The following is a 23,459-nucleotide window of genomic DNA, read 5'->3' as shown; positions in this document are numbered from 1 at the left end:
CATGAACAAAACAGTATTTATTACCGGCGCCACCAGTGGTTTTGGTAAAGCCTGTGCCCACCGGTTTGCAAAAGAAGGTTATCGTGTAATTATTAACGGACGCCGTGCAGAACGATTGACGGAATTGAAAGAGGAACTGCAATCACAATACAAGGCACAGGTACATGTGCTGGTGTTTGATGTGCGTGAGAAAGAAGAAGTGTATAACAGCATTCAAACTTTACCGCAGGAGTGGCAGCAGGTAGATGTGTTGATTAACAATGCCGGTCTTGCTGCCGGTCGTGATCTGTTTGATGAAGCCGGCATGGATGATTGGGAAACGATGATTGATACCAATGTAAAAGGACTTTTGTATGTGAGCCGTGCGGTGTTGCCGTTTATGACGCAACGCAAGAGTGGCCATATCATCAACATTGGATCTACAGCCGCAAAAGAAGTATATGAGCGGGGCAATGTGTATTGTGCCAGCAAGGCGGCGGTTGACAGCATCAGTAAAGCCATGCGTATGGATCTGCTGCAACATAAAATAAAAGTAACGGCTATACATCCCGGTGCTGCGGAAACTGAGTTTTCCATGGTTCGCTTTAAAGGCGATAAAAGCAAGGCAGATGCTGTATATGCAGGTTACACACCATTATATGCAGAAGATGTGGCCGAAGTGGTTTATTATACTACTACCCTGCCTGCCCATGTTTGTATTAACGATTTAGTGCTCACCTGTACCGCACAGGCCAATTCTTTTTATACCTACCGTGAATCCTGAAAATCAACAAATCAGGCATTATTTTAGATAGAAAAAGGTTTGAAAAAGCTTCTTTCGGTTACTAATAATAAAGCCTGCATCAATTCCGTTTGATTAAGGGTTCTTACTTAAATTGAGAAGATAGTGTTACAAAAACTTCAATACCACGGCAGGTTCAGTATTTTAGTGCTGAAATCGTACCCAGGTAGTAAATCAGTAACACTACCACCCTTTATAATCCGTACCGCAATGAAGAACCTGATTGCATTGGCAACTATATTGTTTTCATTTACCGCATCCGCCCAGGATGTGATTCGCCAGAAGAGTTGCGCCAATCCCTCCATTAGTGTACAGGTTGACAGTTTGAAGAAAGAGTTTGAAAAAAATGGTTTTATGGTTTTGAAAGAAGCCAGCATGACCATGGAAAGCGAATACGAAATGCCCGTTCTGGTTCCTATGACGCAGGGCGCCTGGTATCATATTGTATTCATTGGTGATCCCGGCAGCAAGCTCCACGAAGTACGCATGTACGATTACGACGAAAAACAAGTGTATTACAAAAAACTATACGGTTATTCCCAGGGTAATATCATCAGTTATGGATATCAGCCCAGGATTTCCGAATGGCACATGATAAAACCGGTGCAGGTGAACAAAAGCAAAAAAGATTGTTGCGGGTACATTATGTTACTCAAAAAGGTAAGGGGTAACAATGATGCAGTTCCCACCCGTTAAAGTTTAGTTTTGGTTTTATCAGGTTATATCTCAGCCCCGGTTGGTAGCCGGGGCTTTTTATTGACCGTAAAGAAGAAAGTCAGATGTTGCTCAACGCCTGTTCAATATCTGCAATAATATCATCTACATGTTCCAACCCAACAGATATCCTTACCAAACCATCCGTAATACTAACTGCTTTCTTTTCATCAGCAGATAATTTAGAATGAGTTGTAGATGCCGGATGTGAAGCGATGGTTCTGCTGTCGCCCAGGTTATTAGTCATGCTCAGCATTTGTAATGAGTTGAGAAATGTTCTTCCGGCTTCAATACCACCTTTGAGTTCAAACGTAACAATACCGCCACCATTACTCATTTGCTTTTTAGCAATAGCATATTGCGGATGTGATTCTAAGAATGGATACTTTACCCAATTGAGTTTAGGATGATTTTGAAAATGCTGTGCCAGTTTCAATGCATTCTCTGCATGTTTGTCCATCCGCAAAAACAAAGTCTCCAAACTCTTGCTCAGCACCCATGCATTAAACGGACTTAATGACGGACCTGTATTCCGTACAAACAAGTACAGATCATAAATCAATTCTTTTTTGCCTACCACTACTCCACCCAGCACTCTTCCCTGCCCGTCAATAAACTTGGTAGCACTATGCAACACTAAATCAGCTCCAAACTTTATAGGCTGCTGAACAGCAGGAGTTGCAAAACAATTATCAACTACAAAAAGAATATTATGCTTTTTGCAAATAGCACTTACATATTCCAGATCGATAATATCAAGTCCGGGATTAGAAGGCGTTTCTACATAGAGCAGCTTTGTATTGGGACGAATGAGCGCCTCAATAGTTTCAGGAGCATTCATATCAAAATAAGAACTTTCAAATCCCCACTTGGGTAAGTACTTAGTAAGAATGGTATGCGTACTTCCAAACACAGCCGATGCGGAGATAATATGATCACCCTTTGACAAGAAGGTCATGAACGTTGCAAATACAGCCGCCATACCGGTGCCGGTGGCGATGCCTGCTTCAGCACCTTCGAGATCTGCAATCTTGTTCACAAATTCATCAACAGTTGGATTTTTAAACCGGCTGTAAATATTTACATTCAGCGAATCATCAGCAAAAGCTGCTGCCATATCTTCTGCACTGTTGTACACAAAACTGCTGGTAAGAAACAAAGGTGTGCTGTGCTCTTTCTGTTCCGTACGTTTGGTTTGGTTACGGATAGCCTTGGTTTGGGGATGTTTGCCCATCGTCAATTATGGTTTGTATTCTTGATTGTTCACAATTACTTTAAAGCGGATATCAGCACCTGCTTTTCGCAAAGTAGCGGCTACTGAGCAATATTTCTCAATAGATAATTCAGCTGCTCGGTAAGCCTTACCGGCATCTACTGTTCCTTCAAATAAAAACGTAAGCTCAACGTTTTCCCAAAGTGATGGTTCTTTACCGGCTTCACGGTTGCCATCCACTTCAATTTTAAAGGACGTATAATCCTGGCGTTGCTTTTTTAAAATACTTACCACATCTACACTGCTGCAACCGATGAGTGCTGCCAAAACTGTTTGCATGGGCCGCATCCCCTTTCCGGTCCCGCCCTGGTCCGCAGGGATATCGATAAGCATGGTATTACCGGTAGCATCGGTAAGCGTTAAACCATAATCACCATGTGTGGTAGTTGCTGTAATGAGTGCCATAGAAAAAAATTGTTGGTAAAGATAAGTTGAGTTAACGAGTATTGTTCAATTACTAAACAAACGGCCATTTGTATTGGACAAGTTTAACAATAAACCATTCCTGCACAGGTACATTTCGTAAAAGACAGCAGGCGTGCAAGCCTTGCAGGTCTTACATTTGTATGGCATGAACAAACCGATACTTGTCCTCAAGTTTGGCTCAGCAGTGCTGGCAGGTGCTGATGGAAAAACAAGTGCTGCTGCTATTCGAAAAATTGCTGAAGAAGCAGCAGCGTTGCATAAGCGATACACCATTATTGTGGTGAGCAGCGGTGCCGTAAGCAGCGGTAAACATTTTCTGCAGCAATACAAAGGAACATTGGCTGAAAAGAAAGCTGCAGCCGCCATTGGCAATCCCATTCTCATTCACCTGTATCAAAAGTATTTTTCGAAGCATGGTATTACTGTTGCACAGGCATTGTGTGAACGACATCATTTCAGCAACCGTCACCAGTTTGTACAACTCAAAACCACCTTTGAAGAATTCTGGAAGAACAATATTATTCCGGTGGTGAATGAAAACGACCTCATCAGTAACCATGAATTGAAGTTTTCTGATAACGACGAACTGGCCACCTTGCTGGCCATTGGCTTTAATGCAGAAAAGCTGATGATCTGTACCAGCAGCAATGGCTTTTTAGATGCAGCTAAAAATATCATTCCGGTTGTGAACAATATTGACGATTCCATTCTTTCCTTTATCAGTACAGAAAAATCAGCAGTAGGCCTGGGAGGAATGCTATCAAAAATCACCTTCACTCAATTAGCTACCTCATTAGGCATTGAAGTGTTTATTACCGGGTTGAAAGGACCACAACCCTTACAGAAAACACTTGCTTTTGCAAAAGGCTCTTATTTCAAAGCAAAGAAATCTACGTTGAAAGAACGTCAGAAATGGTTGATGAGTGGTTCGGTAACGGTTGGGCAAATTCATGTAGATGCAGGTGCTGAAAAAGCATTGCTGAGCAGAAAGAGTTTGCTTACGATCGGCATCAGCAAAGCAGTGGGGCAATTTGCAGAAGGACAGGTGGTGCAACTCATGAATGAAGCGAGTGAGATTATAGGAGTAGCCAAATCAAAACTGAGCAATACAGAAATCAATCGCCACCGCAAAACAAAAAACATCATGGCAGCACATGCGGATGATATTGTGTTGTTTTAAGATAGTAAAATGAACAAAATTCAAAAACAGATTATTCAAACGCATACAGCAGCCATTCAACTGCAGCAGACGAAGTCTGCAAAGATCAACCGCATCATCAAATCCTTTGCTGATGAGTTAATGAACAATGCTGCTACCATTATCAGAGCCAATGAAAAAGACCTGGCGAAGATGGAGCAAACCAATCCTTTGTACGACCGCTTGCTTTTAACATCGGAGCGTTTACAATCCATCAGCAACAGTTTAAAAAAAGTTACGAAGCTAAGCGACCCCTCAGGGAAAATTTTAGAAGAAAAGAAATTGCCGAATGGCATTCACCTGAAAAAAATAACCGTACCGCTGGGTGTGGTAGCCGCCATCTTTGAATCACGCCCCAATGTAGTGGCCGATATTGCAGCGCTTTGTTTAAAAAGCAGGAATGCCTGTGTGCTCAAAGGCAGTCGTGATGCAGACAATACGAACAAAGCCATTGTAGGTGTCATTCACAAAGTCTTGCAGCAATTCAAACTGCCGAAACAATTAGTCCTGTTATTGCCGCCGCAGCGGGAAATAGTAAATGAATTATTCACTGCCATCAAATACATTGATGTGATCATTCCACGTGGCAGTAACAGTTTAATTCAGTTTGTACGAAAGAACAGTTTGGTACCCGTGATTGAAACAGGCGCCGGCGTTTGTCATGTGTATGTGCACAAGAATGCAGATTTGCAAATGGCAATTGATATTGTGGTGAATGCAAAAACAAGCCGGCCTTCTGTTTGTAATGCCATGGACACAATAATTGCAGACGAAAAAATTGCTGCTGCATTTTTAAAACAAGTTTCTGCTTCGTTTGAGCAAAAGAAAGTCATCATCTATGCTGATGCCAAAGCATACAAATTTTTAAAAGGTTATCCATATTTGTACAAAGCCGCCAAAGAAGATTTTTACAGGGAGTTTCTTTCACTCACCTGTGCAGTGAAGATTGTAAAGAATGAAAGGGAAGCATTAGTACACATTGCCGAACATGGTACCAAGCACAGTGAAGCGATTGTGACCAACAATAATAAAACAGCTGAACAGTTTTTGCAATTGGTGGATGCTGCTTCTGTTTATCACAACGCCAGCACACGATTTACAGATGGTGAAGAATTTGGCCTGGGTGCAGAAGTAGGAATTTCTACACAAAAGCTCCATGCCCGTGGACCGTTTGCGTTGGAGAAATTGGTGACGGAAAAATGGATGTTGCGGGGAAGCGGGCAGATACGTTGAGTAATGTTTGCTGCAAATTGTAACATTTATAAATAGTGATACGTAGTATGGTATTACTCATTAATCAATACTTCTGGCTATGGCATTACAAGATTTCAACATTAACATCAAACTCAAACTTGCTGCTCTCTGGACATCGGTAACATTATGTTATTTATATGGCGACTATTTTGAATTATATGTACCCCAAAAAACAGAAGGGCTTGTAACAGGTGATAATTTATTAAACAGTCCTTTCAATTTGTTCCTTGCTGCATTTGCACTCAGTATTCCCGCAGTTATGGTATGTGCCTCTTTGTTGCTTAAGCCTGGCATAAACAAATGGCTGAACATCATTTTCGGAAGTTTTTTTACGCTTGTTATGCTGCTGATTGCTGTTACCTCACTTGTGCCCTGGCGGGAGTTTTATGTATACCTGGCACTCGTTGAAAGTGCACTTACAATATTGATAGTTTGGCATGCAGTAAAATGGCCAAAGGAATAATCTTAGTTCTTTTTACTTAAATCCAGGTTATGAAAATAAAATAAACGAACCGTGTGAATGTTCCTGTATTTGTTCCCCGCTGCCTGTTGCTGAAATACATTCATATAGCCAAACTGTAAATTATCATGTTTGTTTACATGATAATGAAATCCGGCGAACAAACGGTTCTGATCAAAATAATTGTAAACAATTTTTTTACCGAAGTTTACAAACACTTCATTAGCTGTAACTAATGAAAATGTTTTAGGTGCAAATCGGTTTTTACTTAATGGAAACTGTGCAAGAATATTATAACGCATTCTCCAGTTGAAATTATACCCATCAGCCAGTTCATCATCATTCTTTATTTTTCTTCTGAACCGTTCTTCCAAACGGAACCACTGCATCAACTTTACTTTAGGATATTTTGTATGCCATTGTATTTGCTGCCAGGGCCGGTGCTCCGGCATGGTAACATTCTTATGATTATCAGCGGGGAAATGCCAGGCATATGTATACCCTAACGTCAGCTTTACATCATCCGTTAAATAATAGGTTAAACCCGGACGTATAAAAGCCTGTGAATATTGGTCAACAAAATTTTCCTTTGTACGTAAAGCCACATCCGTCCACATACCCCATCGTTTGGAAAAACGTGTTTGATTAAAATAACCCAGCCAAATCTGTTCTTCGTTATCAGTTTGCTTAACCTGTGCAAAGCTATAAGTAAAACTAAAAAAGAAAGTTATAAGCAAGATCAAAACCTTCTGCATAATCAGTTATTGTTTAAGAATAGATTCTTACAATTATAAGAAATTATCCGATAGTTGCTAAAGTGAATAACGGAAGGTTACACCAAACGTTCTCTGGTCGCCCAGCACAGCACCGTAATGCCCTGCATTACCACCGGCAGGAAGCAATTGCTCGTAATAGTTTTTATTGAAAATATTTCTACCCCACACAAATGCTGAAAGTCCGGTACCGGTTACACGAAATCCGAATCTTGCATTCACCAAAGTATAGGCGGGAATATTTAAAAAAGCCGATGGTGACGGGCTGGATGAAAACTCTGAGCGGTAAAATGCATCTGAAGCAATAAAGAACTTTCCTTCTTTAGCAAAAAACTCAGCAGGTACTGTGTACTCTCCACCTACGGAACCTGACCATTTTGAAATGCCAGGAAGACGGCCTCCTGAAATATCTTTAAATGCTTTTTGTACACCGTTTTCAGTTAATCCTGTTTCCTCAAGAGGAAGCGGTGCATTCGTGAACTTTACATACTTAGCATCGGTATAGGCCAAAGCTCCAAAGATTGAAAAACTATGATTCACTCGGTAGTTGGCATCTACCTCAAAACCCTTCACGTTCACAGCTTCAGCATTAGCAATATAACCACGGTTAACACCCAACTCCGGCGACTGTACATTCGCCTGGTAATTTTTAATATCAGTATTGTGATATACAAAATTTAAAATAAAGTTATCAGCCGGGTTGGACTTAATGCCTATCTCATAATGTTTCACATCTTCAGGCTTTATTACTGCAAGATCTGTTGCAGCCTGTCCGTTTACAGTTGGAAGTCCCGCCACATTTACACCTACCGGTTTAAAACTTGTGGAGTATGTTGCAAATGCGTTGATGTATTTATTGGGTCTGTAAGCAAGTGTAAGCTGATAAGTAAGATTGTTTTCATCAGCACCTGCAACATAACTCTGACTTGTGTAAACTCCATTTTTAAACCCTTGTAAAGTTGCTTTCTGCGCAGCAGTGCCATTAAAGGTTGCTGTATCAAGTCCCCCTGAGGCCACCCGATTATATACTACATCTTTATTATCATAATTGAATCGCAAGCCGGGTAGTACATGAAATCCTTTTGCAACTTCCCAATCCACATTAGCAAATACGGCAGCACTTTGTGATTTAATGGAAGATTGTGTTCTGATACCAAAACCTTCAAACAAACCCGGTGTTTGCCACAGGCTGCTGGTACTTGTTTGTGAAAAACGCCATTGATGACGACCCGACTCTTCTAAACCATTCGTTTTAATTTCCTGGTCAATATAGAAAAGGCCAATAACACCACTCAACTTAGATGAAAACTCACCTGCATATCTTATTTCCTGCGACCAATTGGTATGTTTGGATGGGTTTTGTGATTTAGCCAATGCTTCGAGACCGGTAAAGTCTCTGTCATTGGATGGACGCCAGTCCCAATAACGCCATGCAGTAGTGGAAGTAAGTTTACCGGGGCCGATTTTTTGGTCAATGTTTAAAGATACACCGCCAAAGTCGTTACCCGAGTTCCAGGGAACATCATGGTCAATCAAACGGTCAAAGGCATTATTACTTGGAAGTTTATAGCTTAAATCGGAAATGATGGCATTAAACTGACGAAACGCAGGGCGTTTTGTTTGAACTACACCTGCAACAACCTGTGCATAACCATCAGGATTTTGAGCAGAGAAATCACCTGCCAGTGTTACAGAAGTATTTTGAAATGGTTTAAATAACAACTGTCCACGTACACCAATATTATTTAATGAATTGGTGGATTTACCGGTACGTATATTTTCAATAAGACCATTACGATTGGTTCCTGAAAATGAAATACGGCCCGCTATCTTTTTTGTTAACGCACCTGTGAGCGATGCTTTTGCCTGTACAAATGCAAAGTTGCCATAGCTTACTTCAAAGTTCACACCTGGCTTAAACGTCGGCCGCCTTGTAGTAATATTAAATGCTCCGGAAGTTGTATTCTTGCCAAACAATGTTCCCTGTGGCCCACGCAACACTTCCACCTGGTCAATATCAATAAAATCAAATGTAGCTGCAGCAGGACGGGCAAAATAAACACCATCAACATAAAATCCTACACCGGGATCCAATCCATCATTGGTGAGTCCGAACGGTGAACCCAAACCACGAATGTTAATACCAGTATTTCTCGGATTAGATGTATAGAGCTGCAAACTTGGCACCAATTCTTTTAGCCTGTTTACATTAAATGCACCTGAATTTTCTACCTGTGCACCTGAAACAACTGTAATTGGTATGGGCACATTCTGCGCCGATTCAATTCTTCGTCTTGATGTAATAACAACTTCAGACAACTGGCTGTTATCAACTAACAGAATATTCAATACAGAATCCTTTAATTCACGAAGCTCTGTTTCAACAGGCAGATAACCAACTGATGAAATAAGCAACGTAAACGGGAGTGTTTCAGGAATCTGAATTACAAATTTACCTTTACCATCTGCTATTGCAAACCCCTTTACAGATTTGACTCTTACAGTAGCCCCGTCTATAGGCGCTCCTTTACCATCTCTTATAAAGCCTGTGAGCACAGGTTGAGCCAGTAACACCTGGCCTGCAAAAAAATAAAATACAAATAAAAACAATTTATGTTTCATACTTCATTCATTGATTAGTAGCAAATAAATAGCAAGAGAAGGCAGCATAACAGCGCCTTCACAGATTCACCGGAAGCAATAATTAACACTCAACACCATCAACATCGAAAGGATGTGGGATCTGGCACCACTAAGTGATGGTTCATAAACAGAATAATGATTTTCATATCCGTCACAAACATAAGATGCAATTATTATTCTACCAAATTAGTAGACTATTAATTTAAAAAAAGTTACAGAATCTTCACCAATATTTTACCGCTCCAGATAATCACCAGTATGCCCAGTAATAAGTAGGATGTTTTCTTTGGTAACTTACCCGCTAGCCTTGCAGCTAAAGGTGCAGCAATAAAACTACCCAGCATCAATGCAACAATCACCTGCCAATGACTAACACCAATCAAGGTAAAAAAAGTAAAGGCACTGGTAAGTGTAATAAAGAACTCCGTTAAACTTACTGAACCGATTACATATTTATGACTGCGACCGTTATTGATCAATGTTGAAGTTACAATTGGCCCCCAGCCGCCTCCGCCAAATGAATCAAAGAAACCGCCAAAAGCAGCAAGCAAGCGGTAACGCTTAAACTTCTTCTGAGGTTTCATTTCCCGAAAAGCATTGATAATAAATTTAATACCCAGCAACAAGGTATAAACTGCAATAGCAGGACGCATCCAACTTCCGTATTCTTCACCAATCGTAACTAAAAAAACAGCCCCTACTGCTGCACCTATTACACCGGGAATGACTAGCGCTTTGAATAACTTCTTATTTACATTTCCAAACCGATAATGACTGTAGCCGCTGGAAGCGCTTGCAAAAATTTCTGAAGTATGTATGGCGCCGCTGATTGCAGCCGGACTGATGCCTGTTGTCATTAAAACAGAAGCACTCGTTACTCCATACCCCATACCCAAGGCACCATCTACCATCTGTGCCAGGAAACCTGCCAGCACCATCCAATGAATATTTTTATCAAGTGTTTTGTACCATGCTACGGTGTCATCCGCCATTTGCCTGAAAGGTATATATGAAAAAATAAAATGTCCGATGAGCATCAATGCAAATGCCAGCAAAGAATAGGTAGCTATTTTCTTCCATTTTCTTTCTGTACTTTCAGCAGTTTCATCTGCAACAAGGACTTTAGTAAGTGCATTCAGCTTCTTTACCTTATATTCAAAATTGCCATTCAGCTTACTGCGTACCTTATTCATGTTTTCCAAAACATCATCCAGTTCAGCAGGCATGGCATCATTCAATACTTCTTTTAACCGCTTTGCAACTGTTGGTGATTTCCCATTGGTAGAAATCGCAATTTTCAAATTACCTTTTTGAACAATACTGCCTAAATAAAAATCACAGAGTTCAGGCGTATCAGCCACATTGATTAAAATTTTACGCTCCTTTGCTACAGAATAAATATATCTGTGCAATTCCTGATCATCGGTAGCCAGTACAATCAATTCTTTACCATTCAAATCATCTTCTTCAAAACTCCGCTCAACTAATTTGCAATTTTGATAGCTGCTAATAAATGTTCTTAGTTCTTCTTTTACAAAAGGAGCTACAATGGTAATATATGCATCAGGTGAATTCACAAGAAGCGATTGCAACTTTTCCAACCCAACATTACCTGCGCCAACTAATAATACCTGGAGTTGCTCCAGTTTTAAGAAAACAGGATATAGTTGATTTTTATCTTTTATCTGCTCCATGCAAGGAAATTGTTTTTTGTAAAGTGAATGTTGCTAAATGTTGAGAAGATGAATGAGGCCAAAGCAGCCACATGTATCCTGCCTGTAATTGAGCAGAATGATTGATTTGATAAATAGCTGTTGTAATCACCCTGTTCTGGTCAAACGAAAAATCATGATGTGCTGCCTGCCTGAAATATTCTTCAGAAACATTGAAACTCCAGCTTTTTGATATTTGAATTACCAATGCAGAACGCAAACGAAAACGATGACCCGTAAATGCTTCTTTTCGTTTTGTAGCTTCAAAAAAACGTTGTTCACTTCTGAAGCGGTTAACCCATTGCAGCTTGGCGCCTATTTGTTTTTGATAAAGTAATTCCTGCCATGTTCTGAACTCCCTGCCAAACTCATGGTTTTCTTTATCAAACGATGTTCGTGTAAAGAAAAAAGCCACACCCGTTGCCACAGAAAGTGAAGGATTGATTTGATAACGAATACCTGTACGATATAAATATTGTGAAGCGGAAATACGGTTTCCTAATGTACGATAACTCCCATCGTTATGTATTTGCCATTTCTCAGTTAGCTTCACCGGCATATTCAAAGTGAACCATACACCGGTGGTTGGCCGTTGTGTATAAGCCGTAAATTTTATTATCACAAACAATATGACAGTTATATATCGCATTCTTAATATTCGATTTGCTCAATCCATGCTTTGGCGTTTCGTGCAGCATAGCTGATGATAATATCGGCACCTGCCCGTTGTAAGGCCGCCCACACTTCTGTGTGTACAGCCTCCCTGTTGGCCAATCCTTTTTCAACCAAACTTTCAATGGCTGCATATTCCCCGCTTACATGATACGCAGCAATGGGTTTGAGCGTTTGTTGTTTCAAGTTGGCAATCACATCCGTATACAAAGCAGCAGGTTTCACCATCAGCATATCTGCTCCCTCTTTTTCATCACGCAGAGCACTTGCGATAGCATCATTGCTGTTGAATGGAGAAATCTGATAACTCTTTCTGCTTTTCAACCCGCTGGTATTGGGCGCTGAATGACAGGCATCCCTGAATGGTCCGTAAAACTGTGACGAAAATTTAGCAGCATAGCTCATGATGCTCACATCATCAAAACCCAATACATCCAGCTGTGTACGGATGGCAGCAATGCGTCCGTCCATCATATCACTCGGTGCAATACAATCCGCTCCTGCAGCAGCCAGTTGCGTGGCATACCTTGTAAGTACGTCTACTGTTTTATGATTGATGAGTTTTGTGTGCGACTCATTTAATATTCCGCAATGGCCATGTGTGGTATAACTGCACAGGCAAAGGTCTGCTGCCAGCCAAACAGTTTCGCCAAATTGCTGCTTGATATGTTTGATAACCGACACTGCAAACGTAAAATCAAACGAATGTTCCTGTTTTTGTGCTGGCACAGGAAAGAGTAAAAACTTTTTGATGCCGTTTTGCAAATCCTGCTCAATAGTATGCAGAATAGATGATACTGTATCAACCTGCACATTGGATAAACCATCAATGGCTCTTGGAGTTATCAATGCTTCATCAACAAACAAAGGCTGAATAAAACTTTTGTGTGAAAGTTTTACTGATGCAGTAAGCTCCCGTATATGTGCATCCGTTCTCAGGCGACGCTGTGTGAGCGTATAGAAGATTTTCTCCATTGTTCAAATGCTTTAATAGTTGGAAATACAATCGGGCTAACACCTGCCTGCTGCAGCAAAATTGCTGTTTCACCACCTGCACAAATATGCGTTGCATCATAACCTGCATGCATTCCATAATATTCATACTGTGAAAAGCTGCTCCAGAATAAAACCTTTGCTTCGTGAATACGTTTAATCAGTGAAGAATCATTTGTTGGTTCGAGCGTATAATTAGATATGGCATTCAATCCCTTGGCCCGCCATCTTTCTGCTGCATGTTCATGTGTGAGGATGCACACTTCACTTGCATCAATCTGCAATAAGGGCATCTGCCAAACATCCTCCAAACTTTCAAAACCCAAGGCATCTGCGCTTCCCTCTACCCAATAACCAAGTTTGGCAAGTTCCAGCCAGGTCTTTGTACCTGCAGCCCATATCCTTTTGTTTTGCAATGCTGCAGTTGCAGCTGCATCTTTAACAGATTTGTAATTAGCTACAAATACAATAGGCTGCTTGATGTCGAACACATTCTGTTTCCATTCGTACTCAAAGAAATCTCTCATGCAATCTGTTGAAGAAAACAATTCCTCTTCATTGTATTGCAGTTGCGGCAGATTTGTCCAGTGCTGAAATGATTTTCCGTTGGCATCTTCACCGGCGGCATAAAGGTGAGTTGATGATTTTGTACGTATGGTTGTGACGCCGAATTTTTGCAAACAGCCGGTGCCGTATTCAAATGCTTTTTGCTTTTCGGCAGATGCTTCAGCAAACAATTCTGTATTATTGATTTTTTGCAATAACTCAACTGCATATTTATTTTGCGGATGAGCTTCTGCTACAATTGCTCCCTGGCATGGGGCAGGAACGCATTCAAACAATGGTAACAATATCAGCAATTTATGTTTTAGTAAATCGCTGATAGTTAAACCGCCGCCGGGGTTCGCAACCGCCGTCGAGGCTGTATAACCTTTCAATAAACGATTCAACCCTGCTGTTGCAAGAATCGTAGCATCGTACATTCCATCATCCAGCTGTTTCAATCTTCCCTCTACATTACCACGAATCGGCTTTGTTTCAATATTGATAGTTCCCAGTTGTGGTAAGGCTTTCTTTAAAAAGTGTGCCGCCATTTCCTCTCTTCGTGGAGAGCAGGTACCCACAAAAATCGTTTGTCCGTTTTTTATTTTTTCAATCACACCAGGATTAAAGATTGCCACATCCCGCACATCATCTCTGTCAACAACAGCAAATGCATTGTGACTGAAAAAATGCGGCGCACTCATATCTTTTAATGAATGCACGGCAATATCCGCTTCATCATTAGCCAATGCTTTAAAAATATCTTCGGTAAAAAAATCAGTCCCGTCTAATGCAGAAAGTGAGACATGCTGCTCCCTGTCACCACGACTGCTGCGACCAATAATTTCAACAACAGCTTCGGGTTCTGCCTGCATAATTTTTTGCTGCACCAACTGTGCCTGCAATAAACTAAGCCTGCTGCTCCTGCATATGATACGTATCTTCTTCAATCAATACTTGCTTTAAACTTGTTACTAAATGCGCTGCTTGCTCCCTTGTGTGTTTGGCGGTTACAATCAACCGTAAACATTCTTCACCTTTTGGAACGGTAGGATGATTTACAGGCTGTACATACACTCCATGCTGCGTCAGCAATTTATCGGCAACGTTCTTACATTCTACAGCATTTTTGATTCGCACAGGTGTAATATGAGAGCTATTTTCAGTGAAAGTTATATCAGCATCACCCAACAACCTACGCAGGTATTCAACAAGATGAAATAGTTTCGTTCGCTGTGACGATTGCTGTTGGATAAGAGTTATGCTTTTTTCAGCCGCTGCACAAACAGCAGGCGGCAATGACGTAGTGAAAATAAAACCACTCCCGAAACTTCGAATGAAGTCAATGATAGTTTGCGATGCTGTAATGTAACCTCCTATTACTCCCACCGCTTTTGCCAAGGTACCGTTAATGATATCAACCTGTTGTAATAAATCTTCCTGCTCACAAATACCGGCACCTGAAGCTCCGTATAAACCCACGGCATGTACTTCATCAATGTAGGTAAGTGCATTGTATTTTTTTGCAAGTGTGATGATGTCACGAACAGGAGCAATACTTCCATTCATACTATACACCGATTCAAACACAATTAATTTGGGTTGATGCAAAGGCAGCGATGAGAGAATTTCTTCAAGATGCCCTGCATCATTATGCCCGAAAATCATTTTTTGATTACCGGCGCTACGCATTCCTTCAATCATGGAAGCATGATTCCGTTCATCAGAAATAAAAATCAGGTCTTTAATGGAACGACCCAACGTTTGAAGTGCCGTGAAATTTGCCAGGTAAGCACCACCAAATAAAAGAGCCGCTTCTTTTTGATGCCATGCAGCAATAGTTTGCTCTAAGGAAACATGTTGTTTTGTTGTACCGGATATATTTCTTGTACCCCCGCTGCCCGTGCCGCTTTGATGAGCGGTGAAACTAAGTTTAGCTATTACATCTTCTTCCACACTCATACCCAGGTAATCATTACTGCAAAAATTTATGGCACGTTTTGTTATTCCTCCCGATTCATAATAAAAAACAGGAAAATGACGGGCGCTTTTATTCACATCCAGAAAATAACGATAGTTGCCATTTTCTTTTAACTGGTGTAATTGCTGCTGCAGGTATGACTCGTAATGAAACAAATGAATGCGGTTAAAGAATGGCAAACATACATATTTCCTACTGATTTGATAGACTTTTAAGACGTTTTCTTTCTTTCACTTAAACAAACACTTGTTAAATAATTTATAGCACGAATTTTACAATTATAACAGCCACAGCACCTACATTTGCATAGTCTACACAATAAGTAGGCTTTAAGATTTCACCCTTTAACTTTCATGCATGCAAAGCTTTAGAACTGAATTGGAAAATCCTTTAGTACAAAAAGACATTATTGAACTGGAACAAAAAATAAGGGCCTTCCGGGAAGGAACCATTGCGGAAGAAAAATTCCGGAGCCTGCGTTTGGCCCGTGGCGTTTACGGACAGCGGCAGCAGGGCGTACAGATGGTTCGTATCAAACTACCTTATGGTAAAATGACTTTGGCTCAATGGAAACGAATTGCGGATGTGAGTGATGAATATTCAACAGGAAACCTGCATCTCACTACAAGACAGGATATACAAATTCACTTTGTAAGCCTCGACCGCACGCCGCAACTCTGGGCTGAACTGGAACAAGACAATGTAACATTGAGAGAAGCTTGCGGCAATACTGTTCGAAACATCACTGCATCAGATACGGCAGGTATTGATAAAGAAGAACCATTTGATGTAACACCCTATGCACATGCCATGTTTGAATACTTCCTGCGCAAACCTGTGTGCCAGGAGATGGGACGAAAATTTAAAATCGCCTTCAGCAATACTGAAAAAGACACAGCGCTCACTTTTATGCACGACCTTGGAGCAATTCCAAGAATAAAAATAATTGACGGTAAAGAAGTACGAGGTTTTAAAGTTTTGATTGGCGGTGGCCTCGGTGCACAACCGCATCTTGCAATAACAACCCATGAATTTCTGGAAGAGGATTTATTAATTCCATACCTCGAAGCAGTGCTGCGGGTGTTTGACAGGCATGGCGAACGTAACAGCAGGCATAAGGCACGTATTAAATTCCTGATTCAGAAGATTGGAATTGATGCTTTTAACGAATTGGTAGTACAGGAGCAAAAGGCTCTCACGCATCAACGCTATCCAATCAACAGGGAATTGCATACATCACCTTCGTTACCTAACTATCAGTTAACGTATACATCGCCTGCCCATAATCCTTTCAAATATGAATTATGGAAATCAACCAATGTAATAGAACAAAAGCAGGAAGGTTTTTTAGCGGTATATGTTCGTGTGGCGAATGGAAACATCAGTTCACACACCAGCCGAAGGTTGATTGAAAAATTGAAAGATGTCATTGCTGATGATGTTCGTGTTACCATCAATCAAGGTTTACAATTTCGTTTTGTTAAGCCTGAACATCTGGAATATATATACGCTGTGCTGGAAGAAGAAGGTCTTGCCGCAGCAGGTTTTGGAAGTGTGGCAGATATTACCTCCTGCCCGGGTACCGATACCTGTAACCTCGGAATCAGCAATAGTACAGGAACAGCACTTGCCTTGAGCGAAGTAATAGAAGAAGAGTATCCTGAATTTTTACAGAATAAAGAATTGGCTGTACGCATCAGCGGGTGTATGAACAGTTGCGGACAACATGGCATGGCTTCCATTGGGTTTCACGGAAGCTCATTAAAAGCAAAGGGACAAGTAGTACCGGCTGTACAGGTGCTGATTGGCGGAGGTGTTTTGGGCAGCGGCAACGGCCGTATTGCAGACAAAGTAATCAAAGTGCCCAGCAAACGTGCACCTGAAGTACTCCGTTATGTATTGAATGACTATAAGCAACATTCAAAGGGTGAAAGCTTTTTAAATTACAGTGAACGCAAAGGCGACCGTTACTACTATGAACTGTTGAAACCCTTAGCAGATATTGAACACATACTCGATGATGAGTTTATTGACTGGGGACAGGAAATCAAATTCTCAACAGCTATCGGTGTAGGTGAATGTGCCGGTGTAATGATTGACCTCGTAGCAACATTAATACTCGAAGCAGAAGAGAAACTGGCTGCCGCAGAAGCATGTATTCAAAAAGGTTCCTGGGCGGATGGAATTTATCATGCTTATTCTGCACAGGTACACAGTGCGAAAGCTTTATTACTCCAAAAGAATGTGCAATGCAATACACAGCATGGCATCCTGAATGATTTTGATAAACATTTTACTGCAAACGGCTTATTTACGGAAGCAGAAAGTTTTAAAGCAGCAGTAATGCGTATGAATGACATACCACCATCTGAAGCATTTGCAAAAGAATATCTGCAACAGGCAATTGATTTTACAGCATACGCCAAACAATTGAGAGAAAAATTAATAGCAGAAGAAATAACTGCCTGATAAAATTCAAAACCTTACACTTACACTGTAAGGTTTTTTTTATTGCTGAGCTCATTAAAAACAGAGCCAACCGCCTGTGAAGTAAACCATTGAAACTGCTCATGCAGTTTTACCACTTCACCAATTATGATTAAAGAAGGTGAACTGAAAGTCTTGCCGGCAAAATCCTTTTCAAAATTTTCAAGTGTTGTAGTATGCACTTGCTGATAAACCGTTGTACCCTGTTCAATAACCGCTAATGGTTTTTGCGGAGAAGAACCATAGTCCATCAATCGTTTTACCAAAATATCCAGATTTGTTGATGCCATATAGCAAACCAATGTATCACTTGTTGCAGCAAGTTCACGCCACTCCTGTTCTGTATAAGAAGAGTTAGGATTGAAAGTGATGAAATGCACCCCTTGTGCGTATCCTCTTGCAGTTAAGGGCATACCTGCATAAGCCGAAACACCGGACGCAGCAGAAATACCCGGAATGATTTCATAAGGAATTTGATGCTTTTGTAATGCTTCCAGTTCATGCAATACATTGCTGAAGAAAGCAATATCACCACCTTTTAATCGAAGCACCTGCTTACCCAGTTTAGCCTGCTCAATAATAAATTCAGTTACTTCGTCCTGTGTATAAGATGCATCGTTAAATCCTTGTTTACCGGCCGTAATTATTTCAACATTTTTCTTGGCGTAGTTGGCAATAATTTCAGGATTGACTAACCGGTCTGTAATAATAACATCAGCAGTTGCTAAACGTTGTTGCAGTTTTACAGTAATCAATTCTGCATCACCGGGGCCTGCGCCTGCAAGCGTTACTTTTCCGTATGATGCTTGTACACTCATCATTTTAATAATACAGCTGCTACCGTTGAGTTGCCGGTTTCATCTACCAAAATGGCGCTTCCATTGGTTGAGAGTCTTTCATAAGAATCAAAGGCTAAAGGTGCTGCTGTTTTTATAGTAGCTTTCACTACTTCGTTCAGTTTTACACCGCCTTCTACCGATTGCTGCTGAAGTGTATTTACATCCAGCTTATAGTCAATATTCCGAACTACTGCACGCACCAGTCTGCTGTTATGCTGTAAAAAATACTTGTTCCCGGCCTGCAACGGTTTTTCATCCAGCCAGCACAACAATACTTCAAGCTCATTGCTTAGTTGAGGAATTGAATCGGATTTCACAATACTGTCGCCACGACTGATGTCAATATCATCACTCAGATGCAATACAACACCTTGCGGTGCAAAAGCTTCTTCCACTTCCTTACCGGCAATTTCAATTTTGGAAATAGTCGTTTGAATTTGCTGTGGAAGTACTGTAACGGTATCTCCCTTTTTATAAATTCCGCTGGAGATTTGCCCGGCATAACCACGATAATCATGCAATTCTTCTGTTTGCGGACGAATTACATATTGCACCTGGAATCTTGCATCAGCCAGGTTCACATCATTGTCCAGTTCAATTTCTTCAAGAAACTGCAGCAATGGTTTCCCTTCGTACCACGGTGTTTTTGCGGAAGCATCTACAATATTATCTCCCTGCAATGCACTCATAGGAATATAGGTTACATCTTTCAAACCTAAACTGGCAGCAACGGCCGAATAATCAATAACAATATTATTGTAAACATCCTGGGAGAAATCAACCAAATCCATTTTGTTGATAGCGACAACTACATGTTTAATTTTCAACAGTGAAGCAATGATAGAATGTCTTCTCGTTTGTTCCACTACTCCCTGACGAGCATCAATCAAAATAATAATCAAACTTGCATTGCTGGCACCTGTAATCATGTTGCGTGTGTATTGCACATGACCGGGTGCATCCGCAATAATAAACTTGCGTTTATTGGTAGAAAAATACCTGTACGCCACATCAATTGTAATTCCCTGTTCACGCTCTGCACGCAAGCCATCGGTGAGTAATGCCAAATCAATTTCACCATTAGCTTTGTTCTTGGTACTGCGTTCAATGGCTTCCAATTGGTCGGCCAAAATACTTTTGCTGTCGTACAGTAAACGACCGATTAATGTGCTTTTGCCATCATCTACACTTCCTGCTGTTATAAATCGTAGTAAATCCATTGTATCAGTTACTTAGTTAATTTGTTATTGAGTTAGTTTATAACCAGCTTTTGAAATTCTATTAAGCTGTTGTTGCGTCGCACTCTTGTACGTTTTTAATTCTATTCACCACCCACCCCTTTCAATCTTCACTCATGCTTTACACCCTGCCACCCCTCCATGGAGGGGATAAACATCCCGCTGTTTAAATTTTAAACATGCTGCTATAACTTATACACTATGAAAAGTGTGGGCTGTGCAGCAGCAGTTCCCCCTTCAGGGGGCGAAGGGGGCTAAAAATATCCACCCTTCTTCCTGTCTTCCATCGCCGCTTCCGTTACTTTATCATCTATTCTTGTTTCACCACGTTCACTGATACGTGTGGCTTTGATTTCATTCACTACCTCATCCAATGTGTTTGCTTCACTCTCTACTGCTGCAGTACAGGTCATATCACCAACCGTACGGTAACGCACTTTCTTTTTTACAATTACATCCGTTTCTTCAATGGTAATAAAAGGTGATACAGCAATCAGTTGACCATCATGTATCAACACTTCACGCTCATGAGAAAAATAAATAGACGGCAATGGAATGTTTTCTGATTTGATATAATTCCATACATCCAGCTCCGTCCAGTTGCTAATGGGGAATACACGAACATTTTCTCCTTTGTGAATTTTTCCATTGTAAATATTCCATAGTTCAGGACGTTGCAGTTTCGGTTCCCATTCACCAAAATCATTCCTTACAGAAAAGATTCGTTCCTTGGCCCTTGCTTTTTCTTCATCTCTTCTGGCCCCACCAATGCAGGCATCAAACTTGAATTCTTCAATCGTATCCAGTAAGGTATACGTCTGTAACCAGTTACGGCTTGCAAATTTTCCTTTAGGCTCGGTTAAGTTTTTTGCTTTGATGGTATCTTCCACTTTACGAACGATCAACTCAGCCCCTACTTCTTTGGCCAGCCAGTCACGGTATTCCAATGCCTCAGGAAAATTATGCCCTGTATCTATATGCACTAATGGAAACGGAAACTTACCAGGTGCAAATGCTTTCTTCGCCAGTTGCACCAAGGTGATGGAATCTTTTCCACCGCTGAACAATAAAGCCGGGCGCTCAAACTGGGCAGCCACTTCACGAAAAATGTAAATACTCTCTGCCTCTAATTGCTCCAGGTAATTTAAACGATAGTTACTCATATTATATCCTACTTATCTGATAGACTTTATACTCCTGCAAAGAAAGGGCAAAAAAGCCTAACATCTGTTTTAAAGTTTCCGAACCCTGACGGCGGCTTTCATCCCCGTCAGCGGTTTGTTGCAAACGAATAAGAAATTAAATTATCCTCAACCGCCGGCAGTTCCGCTTTATTGCGGAATAACGGCTGACGGGGTTTCAGCATGCACATGTAATCCGCACTCTTTTTTACTGCTGTCTTCCCACCACCAGCGTCCGGCACGGAAGTCCTCGCCGGGTTTGATGGCACGGGTGCAAGGCGCACAGCCGATACTTACAAAGCCTTTATCATGCAGGGCGTTATAAGGAATCTGATGTGTGCGGATGAACTGCTTTACTTCTTCCGTGGTCCAATGTAATAAGGGATGGAATTTGAAAATATGATTTGAATCATCCCATTCTAACTGTGGCATATCATGCCTGTTCGATGAATGCTCGGCACGAATACCGGTAATCCAGATTTTATTCCCCAGCAATGCACGTTGCAGAGGTTCCACTTTCCGGATATGACAACAGCTTTTTCTGTTTTCTACGGATTCATAAAAACTATTGGGTCCTTTATCTGTGATGAATTGCTGTAACGCCACAGCATCCGGATAAAACGTGTGAATGGACTTTTGGTATTGCTCCAGGGTGCGGCTCCACACAGAATAGGTTTCCGGAAACAAACGACCTGTATCCAGCGTAAACACTTTGATATTGAGATTACCGCTAAAAATCAAATGGGCAATCACTTGGTCTTCCTCACTGAAACTGGTGCTGAACACAGAAACCCCACCAAACAAATCGCTGATGGTTTGCAAATCAGATACGGCACCCTTACCTAATTGCTGCTGTAATTCGTTGTATTGTTGATTGTTCATAAATTCCTGGTTAAAAGGGTTTAAGAGTTTAAAGGTTCTTCAAATTTAAACAAACCTTCAACCTTTCAAACCATTAAACTATTAAACGTTACGCTATCCCCGCCAGCTCCAGACTCTTCTTCTTTAAATTTCTGATTTCAATATCTTCAATAATGGCATCGGGTTTCAGAATCAAAGATAGGTTATGTTGTTTCCACCAATTGTTTTCAATCAACTCTTTGGCATGAAGTACACCTACAAGATATTTCCGGTCATCTTCTGCGTGCCATTCTTCAATCCATTCAAATTTCTCACGGGGTATGTATTTCCAGTCGTCAAAGCTCACATATACTTTCAAATAAAAATCGTTGGTGAGTTGCGCCGGCTGGTGATGGTATAGTTTTTTATACTCGTACTGGTAGTGATAACGCAATGCAGAGATATCACTCAACACAGCCGATGCGGTTGGAAAAGAGCCGGCGCCTTTACCGTAAAAAAATTGCTTATCAGCAAAGGAACTTTCTACCACAAAACCATTGTATTCATTTTTCACAAAACTCAGGTGGTCGTCTTTTTTTACAAACTGCGGTAATACAAATGTAGCTACTTTTCCGTTTTGCAATTTCTTTGCTTGACCAACCAAACGTATTTCTAAATTCTTTTCTCTTCCTACTGCAGCATCGCCGCCCTGTATGTTTTGAATGCCGTTGAACAATACTTCATCCACACTTGCTACAATACCATACGCATGCAATAACAATATCACCCATTTGTTTACGGCATCCCATCCGTCCACATCTAAAGTAGGATCTGCTTCAGCAAAACCGAGTTGCTGTGCCTGTAACAACGCCTGTTTAAAATCCAATTTCTCTTCAAACATTTTGGTGAGAATATAATTGGTGCTGCCATTTACAATTCCTTTTACAGAGTGGAGCAAATCATTATCATAATATTCTTCCAGGTTGCGGATAACAGGAATAGAAGCACAGGCAGATGCTTCATATAACAAACTTTTTCCTGTTTGCTTTTGCAGTTCCAGAAGTTGGGGCAAATGTTCAGCCAGCATTTTCTTACTGGCACTTACGGCATCTTTCCCATTTTTTAATGCTGTTGAAACAATTTCAAATGCAGGTGTACTTTCATTAATTACTTCTACAACCAGGTTAATTTCAGGGTCATTAAGAATTTCATACCTGTCCGTAGTAAAAAGTGAATCAGGCGCTTCTCTTTTTTTATTGGGATTCTTGATACAAACTTTTTTAATGCTTGCCTTGAGGGAAGGTGTTTGCTGCAATACTTTGTAAAGCCCTTCTCCCACTACACCAAATCCAAACAATCCTATGGTTAACTGTTTATGTGCTGACATGATTTTAATTTTTTCATTTTTGTTTCGGTCGGTGGAGACACCGACCGAAGCGTGCTGCCGTGGT

At 40.9% G+C, this 23,459-nt stretch carries 20 protein-coding genes; 6 read left to right on the top strand and 14 right to left on the bottom strand.

Annotated elements, in window-relative coordinates; translation table 11 throughout:
- The first annotated feature begins 1 nt into the window (after nt 1).
- Together PDL71_RS05880 and PDL71_RS05875 are read left to right on the top strand one after the other, a co-directional pair.
- Nucleotides 2-763, top strand: a complete 762-nt coding sequence (locus PDL71_RS05880) for an SDR family NAD(P)-dependent oxidoreductase (RefSeq protein WP_407526660.1) — start codon at nt 2-4, stop codon at nt 761-763.
- A 228-nt stretch (nt 764-991) separates the two neighbouring features.
- Nucleotides 992-1,477: a hypothetical protein gene (locus PDL71_RS05875; RefSeq protein ID WP_407526657.1), complete on the top strand. Its 486-nt coding sequence runs from the start codon at nt 992-994 to the stop codon at nt 1,475-1,477.
- 79 nt (nt 1,478-1,556) lie between these two features.
- Here PDL71_RS05875 and PDL71_RS05870 read toward each other — a convergent pair whose 3' ends face one another.
- Together PDL71_RS05870 and PDL71_RS05865 are read right to left on the bottom strand one after the other, a co-directional pair.
- A complete protein-coding gene (locus tag PDL71_RS05870) occupies nt 1,557-2,729 on the bottom strand; it encodes an O-succinylhomoserine sulfhydrylase (RefSeq protein ID WP_407526654.1) in 1,173 nt (390 codons plus the stop codon).
- 6 nt (nt 2,730-2,735) lie between these two features.
- Nucleotides 2,736-3,173 (bottom strand): OsmC family protein, encoded by a 438-nt coding sequence (locus PDL71_RS05865; protein ID WP_407526652.1) that lies wholly within the window; start codon nt 3,171-3,173, stop codon nt 2,736-2,738.
- Nucleotides 3,174-3,339: 166 nt separating this feature from the next.
- Here PDL71_RS05865 and proB point away from each other — a divergent pair, with 166 nt between their 5' ends.
- The 3 genes from proB to PDL71_RS05850 all read left to right on the top strand — a co-directional run bounded on the left by proB (nt 3,340) and on the right by PDL71_RS05850 (nt 6,109).
- A complete protein-coding gene (gene proB, locus PDL71_RS05860; protein WP_407526650.1) occupies nt 3,340-4,374 on the top strand; it encodes a glutamate 5-kinase in 1,035 nt (344 codons plus the stop codon).
- A 9-nt stretch (nt 4,375-4,383) separates the two neighbouring features.
- Nucleotides 4,384-5,625, top strand: a complete 1,242-nt coding sequence (locus tag PDL71_RS05855) for a glutamate-5-semialdehyde dehydrogenase (protein WP_407526648.1) — start codon at nt 4,384-4,386, stop codon at nt 5,623-5,625.
- Between the two features lie 79 nt (nt 5,626-5,704).
- Nucleotides 5,705-6,109 carry a DUF6326 family protein gene (locus PDL71_RS05850; RefSeq protein ID WP_407526646.1) on the top strand — a complete coding sequence of 135 codons (405 nt, stop codon included), beginning with the start codon at nt 5,705-5,707 and terminating at the stop codon, nt 6,107-6,109.
- A 2-nt stretch (nt 6,110-6,111) separates the two neighbouring features.
- Here PDL71_RS05850 and PDL71_RS05845 read toward each other — a convergent pair whose 3' ends face one another.
- The 7 genes from PDL71_RS05845 to hemA all read right to left on the bottom strand — a co-directional run bounded on the left by PDL71_RS05845 (nt 6,112) and on the right by hemA (nt 15,602).
- A complete protein-coding gene (locus PDL71_RS05845; protein WP_407526643.1) occupies nt 6,112-6,861 on the bottom strand; it encodes a DUF2490 domain-containing protein in 750 nt (249 codons plus the stop codon).
- 57 nt (nt 6,862-6,918) lie between these two features.
- Nucleotides 6,919-9,501, bottom strand: a complete 2,583-nt coding sequence (locus PDL71_RS05840) for a TonB-dependent receptor (protein WP_407526640.1) — start codon at nt 9,499-9,501, stop codon at nt 6,919-6,921.
- A 233-nt stretch (nt 9,502-9,734) separates the two neighbouring features.
- Nucleotides 9,735-11,216 (bottom strand): TSUP family transporter, encoded by a 1,482-nt coding sequence (locus PDL71_RS05835; protein ID WP_407526637.1) that lies wholly within the window; start codon nt 11,214-11,216, stop codon nt 9,735-9,737.
- A complete protein-coding gene (locus tag PDL71_RS05830; protein WP_407526634.1) occupies nt 11,197-11,883 on the bottom strand; it encodes a DUF2490 domain-containing protein in 687 nt (228 codons plus the stop codon). Before PDL71_RS05830 ends, PDL71_RS05835 begins: the two co-directional genes overlap by 20 nt.
- A 2-nt stretch (nt 11,884-11,885) precedes the next feature.
- Nucleotides 11,886-12,881, bottom strand: a complete 996-nt coding sequence (gene hemB, locus PDL71_RS05825; RefSeq protein ID WP_407526631.1) for a porphobilinogen synthase — start codon at nt 12,879-12,881, stop codon at nt 11,886-11,888.
- Nucleotides 12,842-14,392 carry a hypothetical protein gene (locus PDL71_RS05820; RefSeq protein ID WP_407526628.1) on the bottom strand — a complete coding sequence of 517 codons (1,551 nt, stop codon included), beginning with the start codon at nt 14,390-14,392 and terminating at the stop codon, nt 12,842-12,844. Before PDL71_RS05820 ends, hemB begins: the two co-directional genes overlap by 40 nt.
- Nucleotides 14,352-15,602, bottom strand: a complete 1,251-nt coding sequence (gene hemA, locus PDL71_RS05815; RefSeq protein ID WP_407526625.1) for a 5-aminolevulinate synthase — start codon at nt 15,600-15,602, stop codon at nt 14,352-14,354. Before hemA ends, PDL71_RS05820 begins: the two co-directional genes overlap by 41 nt.
- A gap of 178 nt (nt 15,603-15,780) precedes the next feature.
- Here hemA and PDL71_RS05810 point away from each other — a divergent pair, with 178 nt between their 5' ends.
- Complete coding sequence (locus tag PDL71_RS05810; RefSeq protein ID WP_407526622.1) at nt 15,781-17,892, top strand: HEPN domain-containing protein; 2,112 nt, start codon at nt 15,781-15,783, stop codon at nt 17,890-17,892.
- Nucleotides 17,893-17,912: 20 nt separating this feature from the next.
- Here the strand turns inward: PDL71_RS05810 and cobA are convergent, their stop codons facing one another.
- From cobA to PDL71_RS05785, 5 genes are all read right to left on the bottom strand, one after another.
- Complete coding sequence (gene cobA / locus PDL71_RS05805; RefSeq protein ID WP_407526619.1) at nt 17,913-18,728, bottom strand: uroporphyrinogen-III C-methyltransferase; 816 nt, start codon at nt 18,726-18,728, stop codon at nt 17,913-17,915.
- A complete protein-coding gene (locus tag PDL71_RS05800) occupies nt 18,728-19,969 on the bottom strand; it encodes a sulfate adenylyltransferase subunit 1 (RefSeq protein WP_407526616.1) in 1,242 nt (413 codons plus the stop codon). The genes cobA and PDL71_RS05800 overlap by 1 nt, the downstream gene beginning before the upstream one ends.
- A 272-nt stretch (nt 19,970-20,241) precedes the next feature.
- A complete protein-coding gene (cysD, locus tag PDL71_RS05795) occupies nt 20,242-21,150 on the bottom strand; it encodes a sulfate adenylyltransferase subunit CysD (protein ID WP_407526613.1) in 909 nt (302 codons plus the stop codon).
- A gap of 168 nt (nt 21,151-21,318) precedes the next feature.
- Entirely contained in the window at nt 21,319-22,050 is a 732-nt protein-coding gene (locus PDL71_RS05790) for a phosphoadenylyl-sulfate reductase (protein ID WP_407526610.1), read from the bottom strand.
- A gap of 88 nt (nt 22,051-22,138) precedes the next feature.
- Entirely contained in the window at nt 22,139-23,395 is a 1,257-nt protein-coding gene (locus PDL71_RS05785; protein WP_407526607.1) for a homoserine dehydrogenase, read from the bottom strand.
- Nucleotides 23,396-23,459 lie beyond the last annotated feature (64 nt).

This window comes from Lacibacter sp. MH-610, assembly GCF_045780045.1.
GTDB lineage: Bacteria > Bacteroidota > Bacteroidia > Chitinophagales > Chitinophagaceae > Lacibacter.
This window is presented reverse-complemented; position numbering and strand designations above follow the sequence as displayed.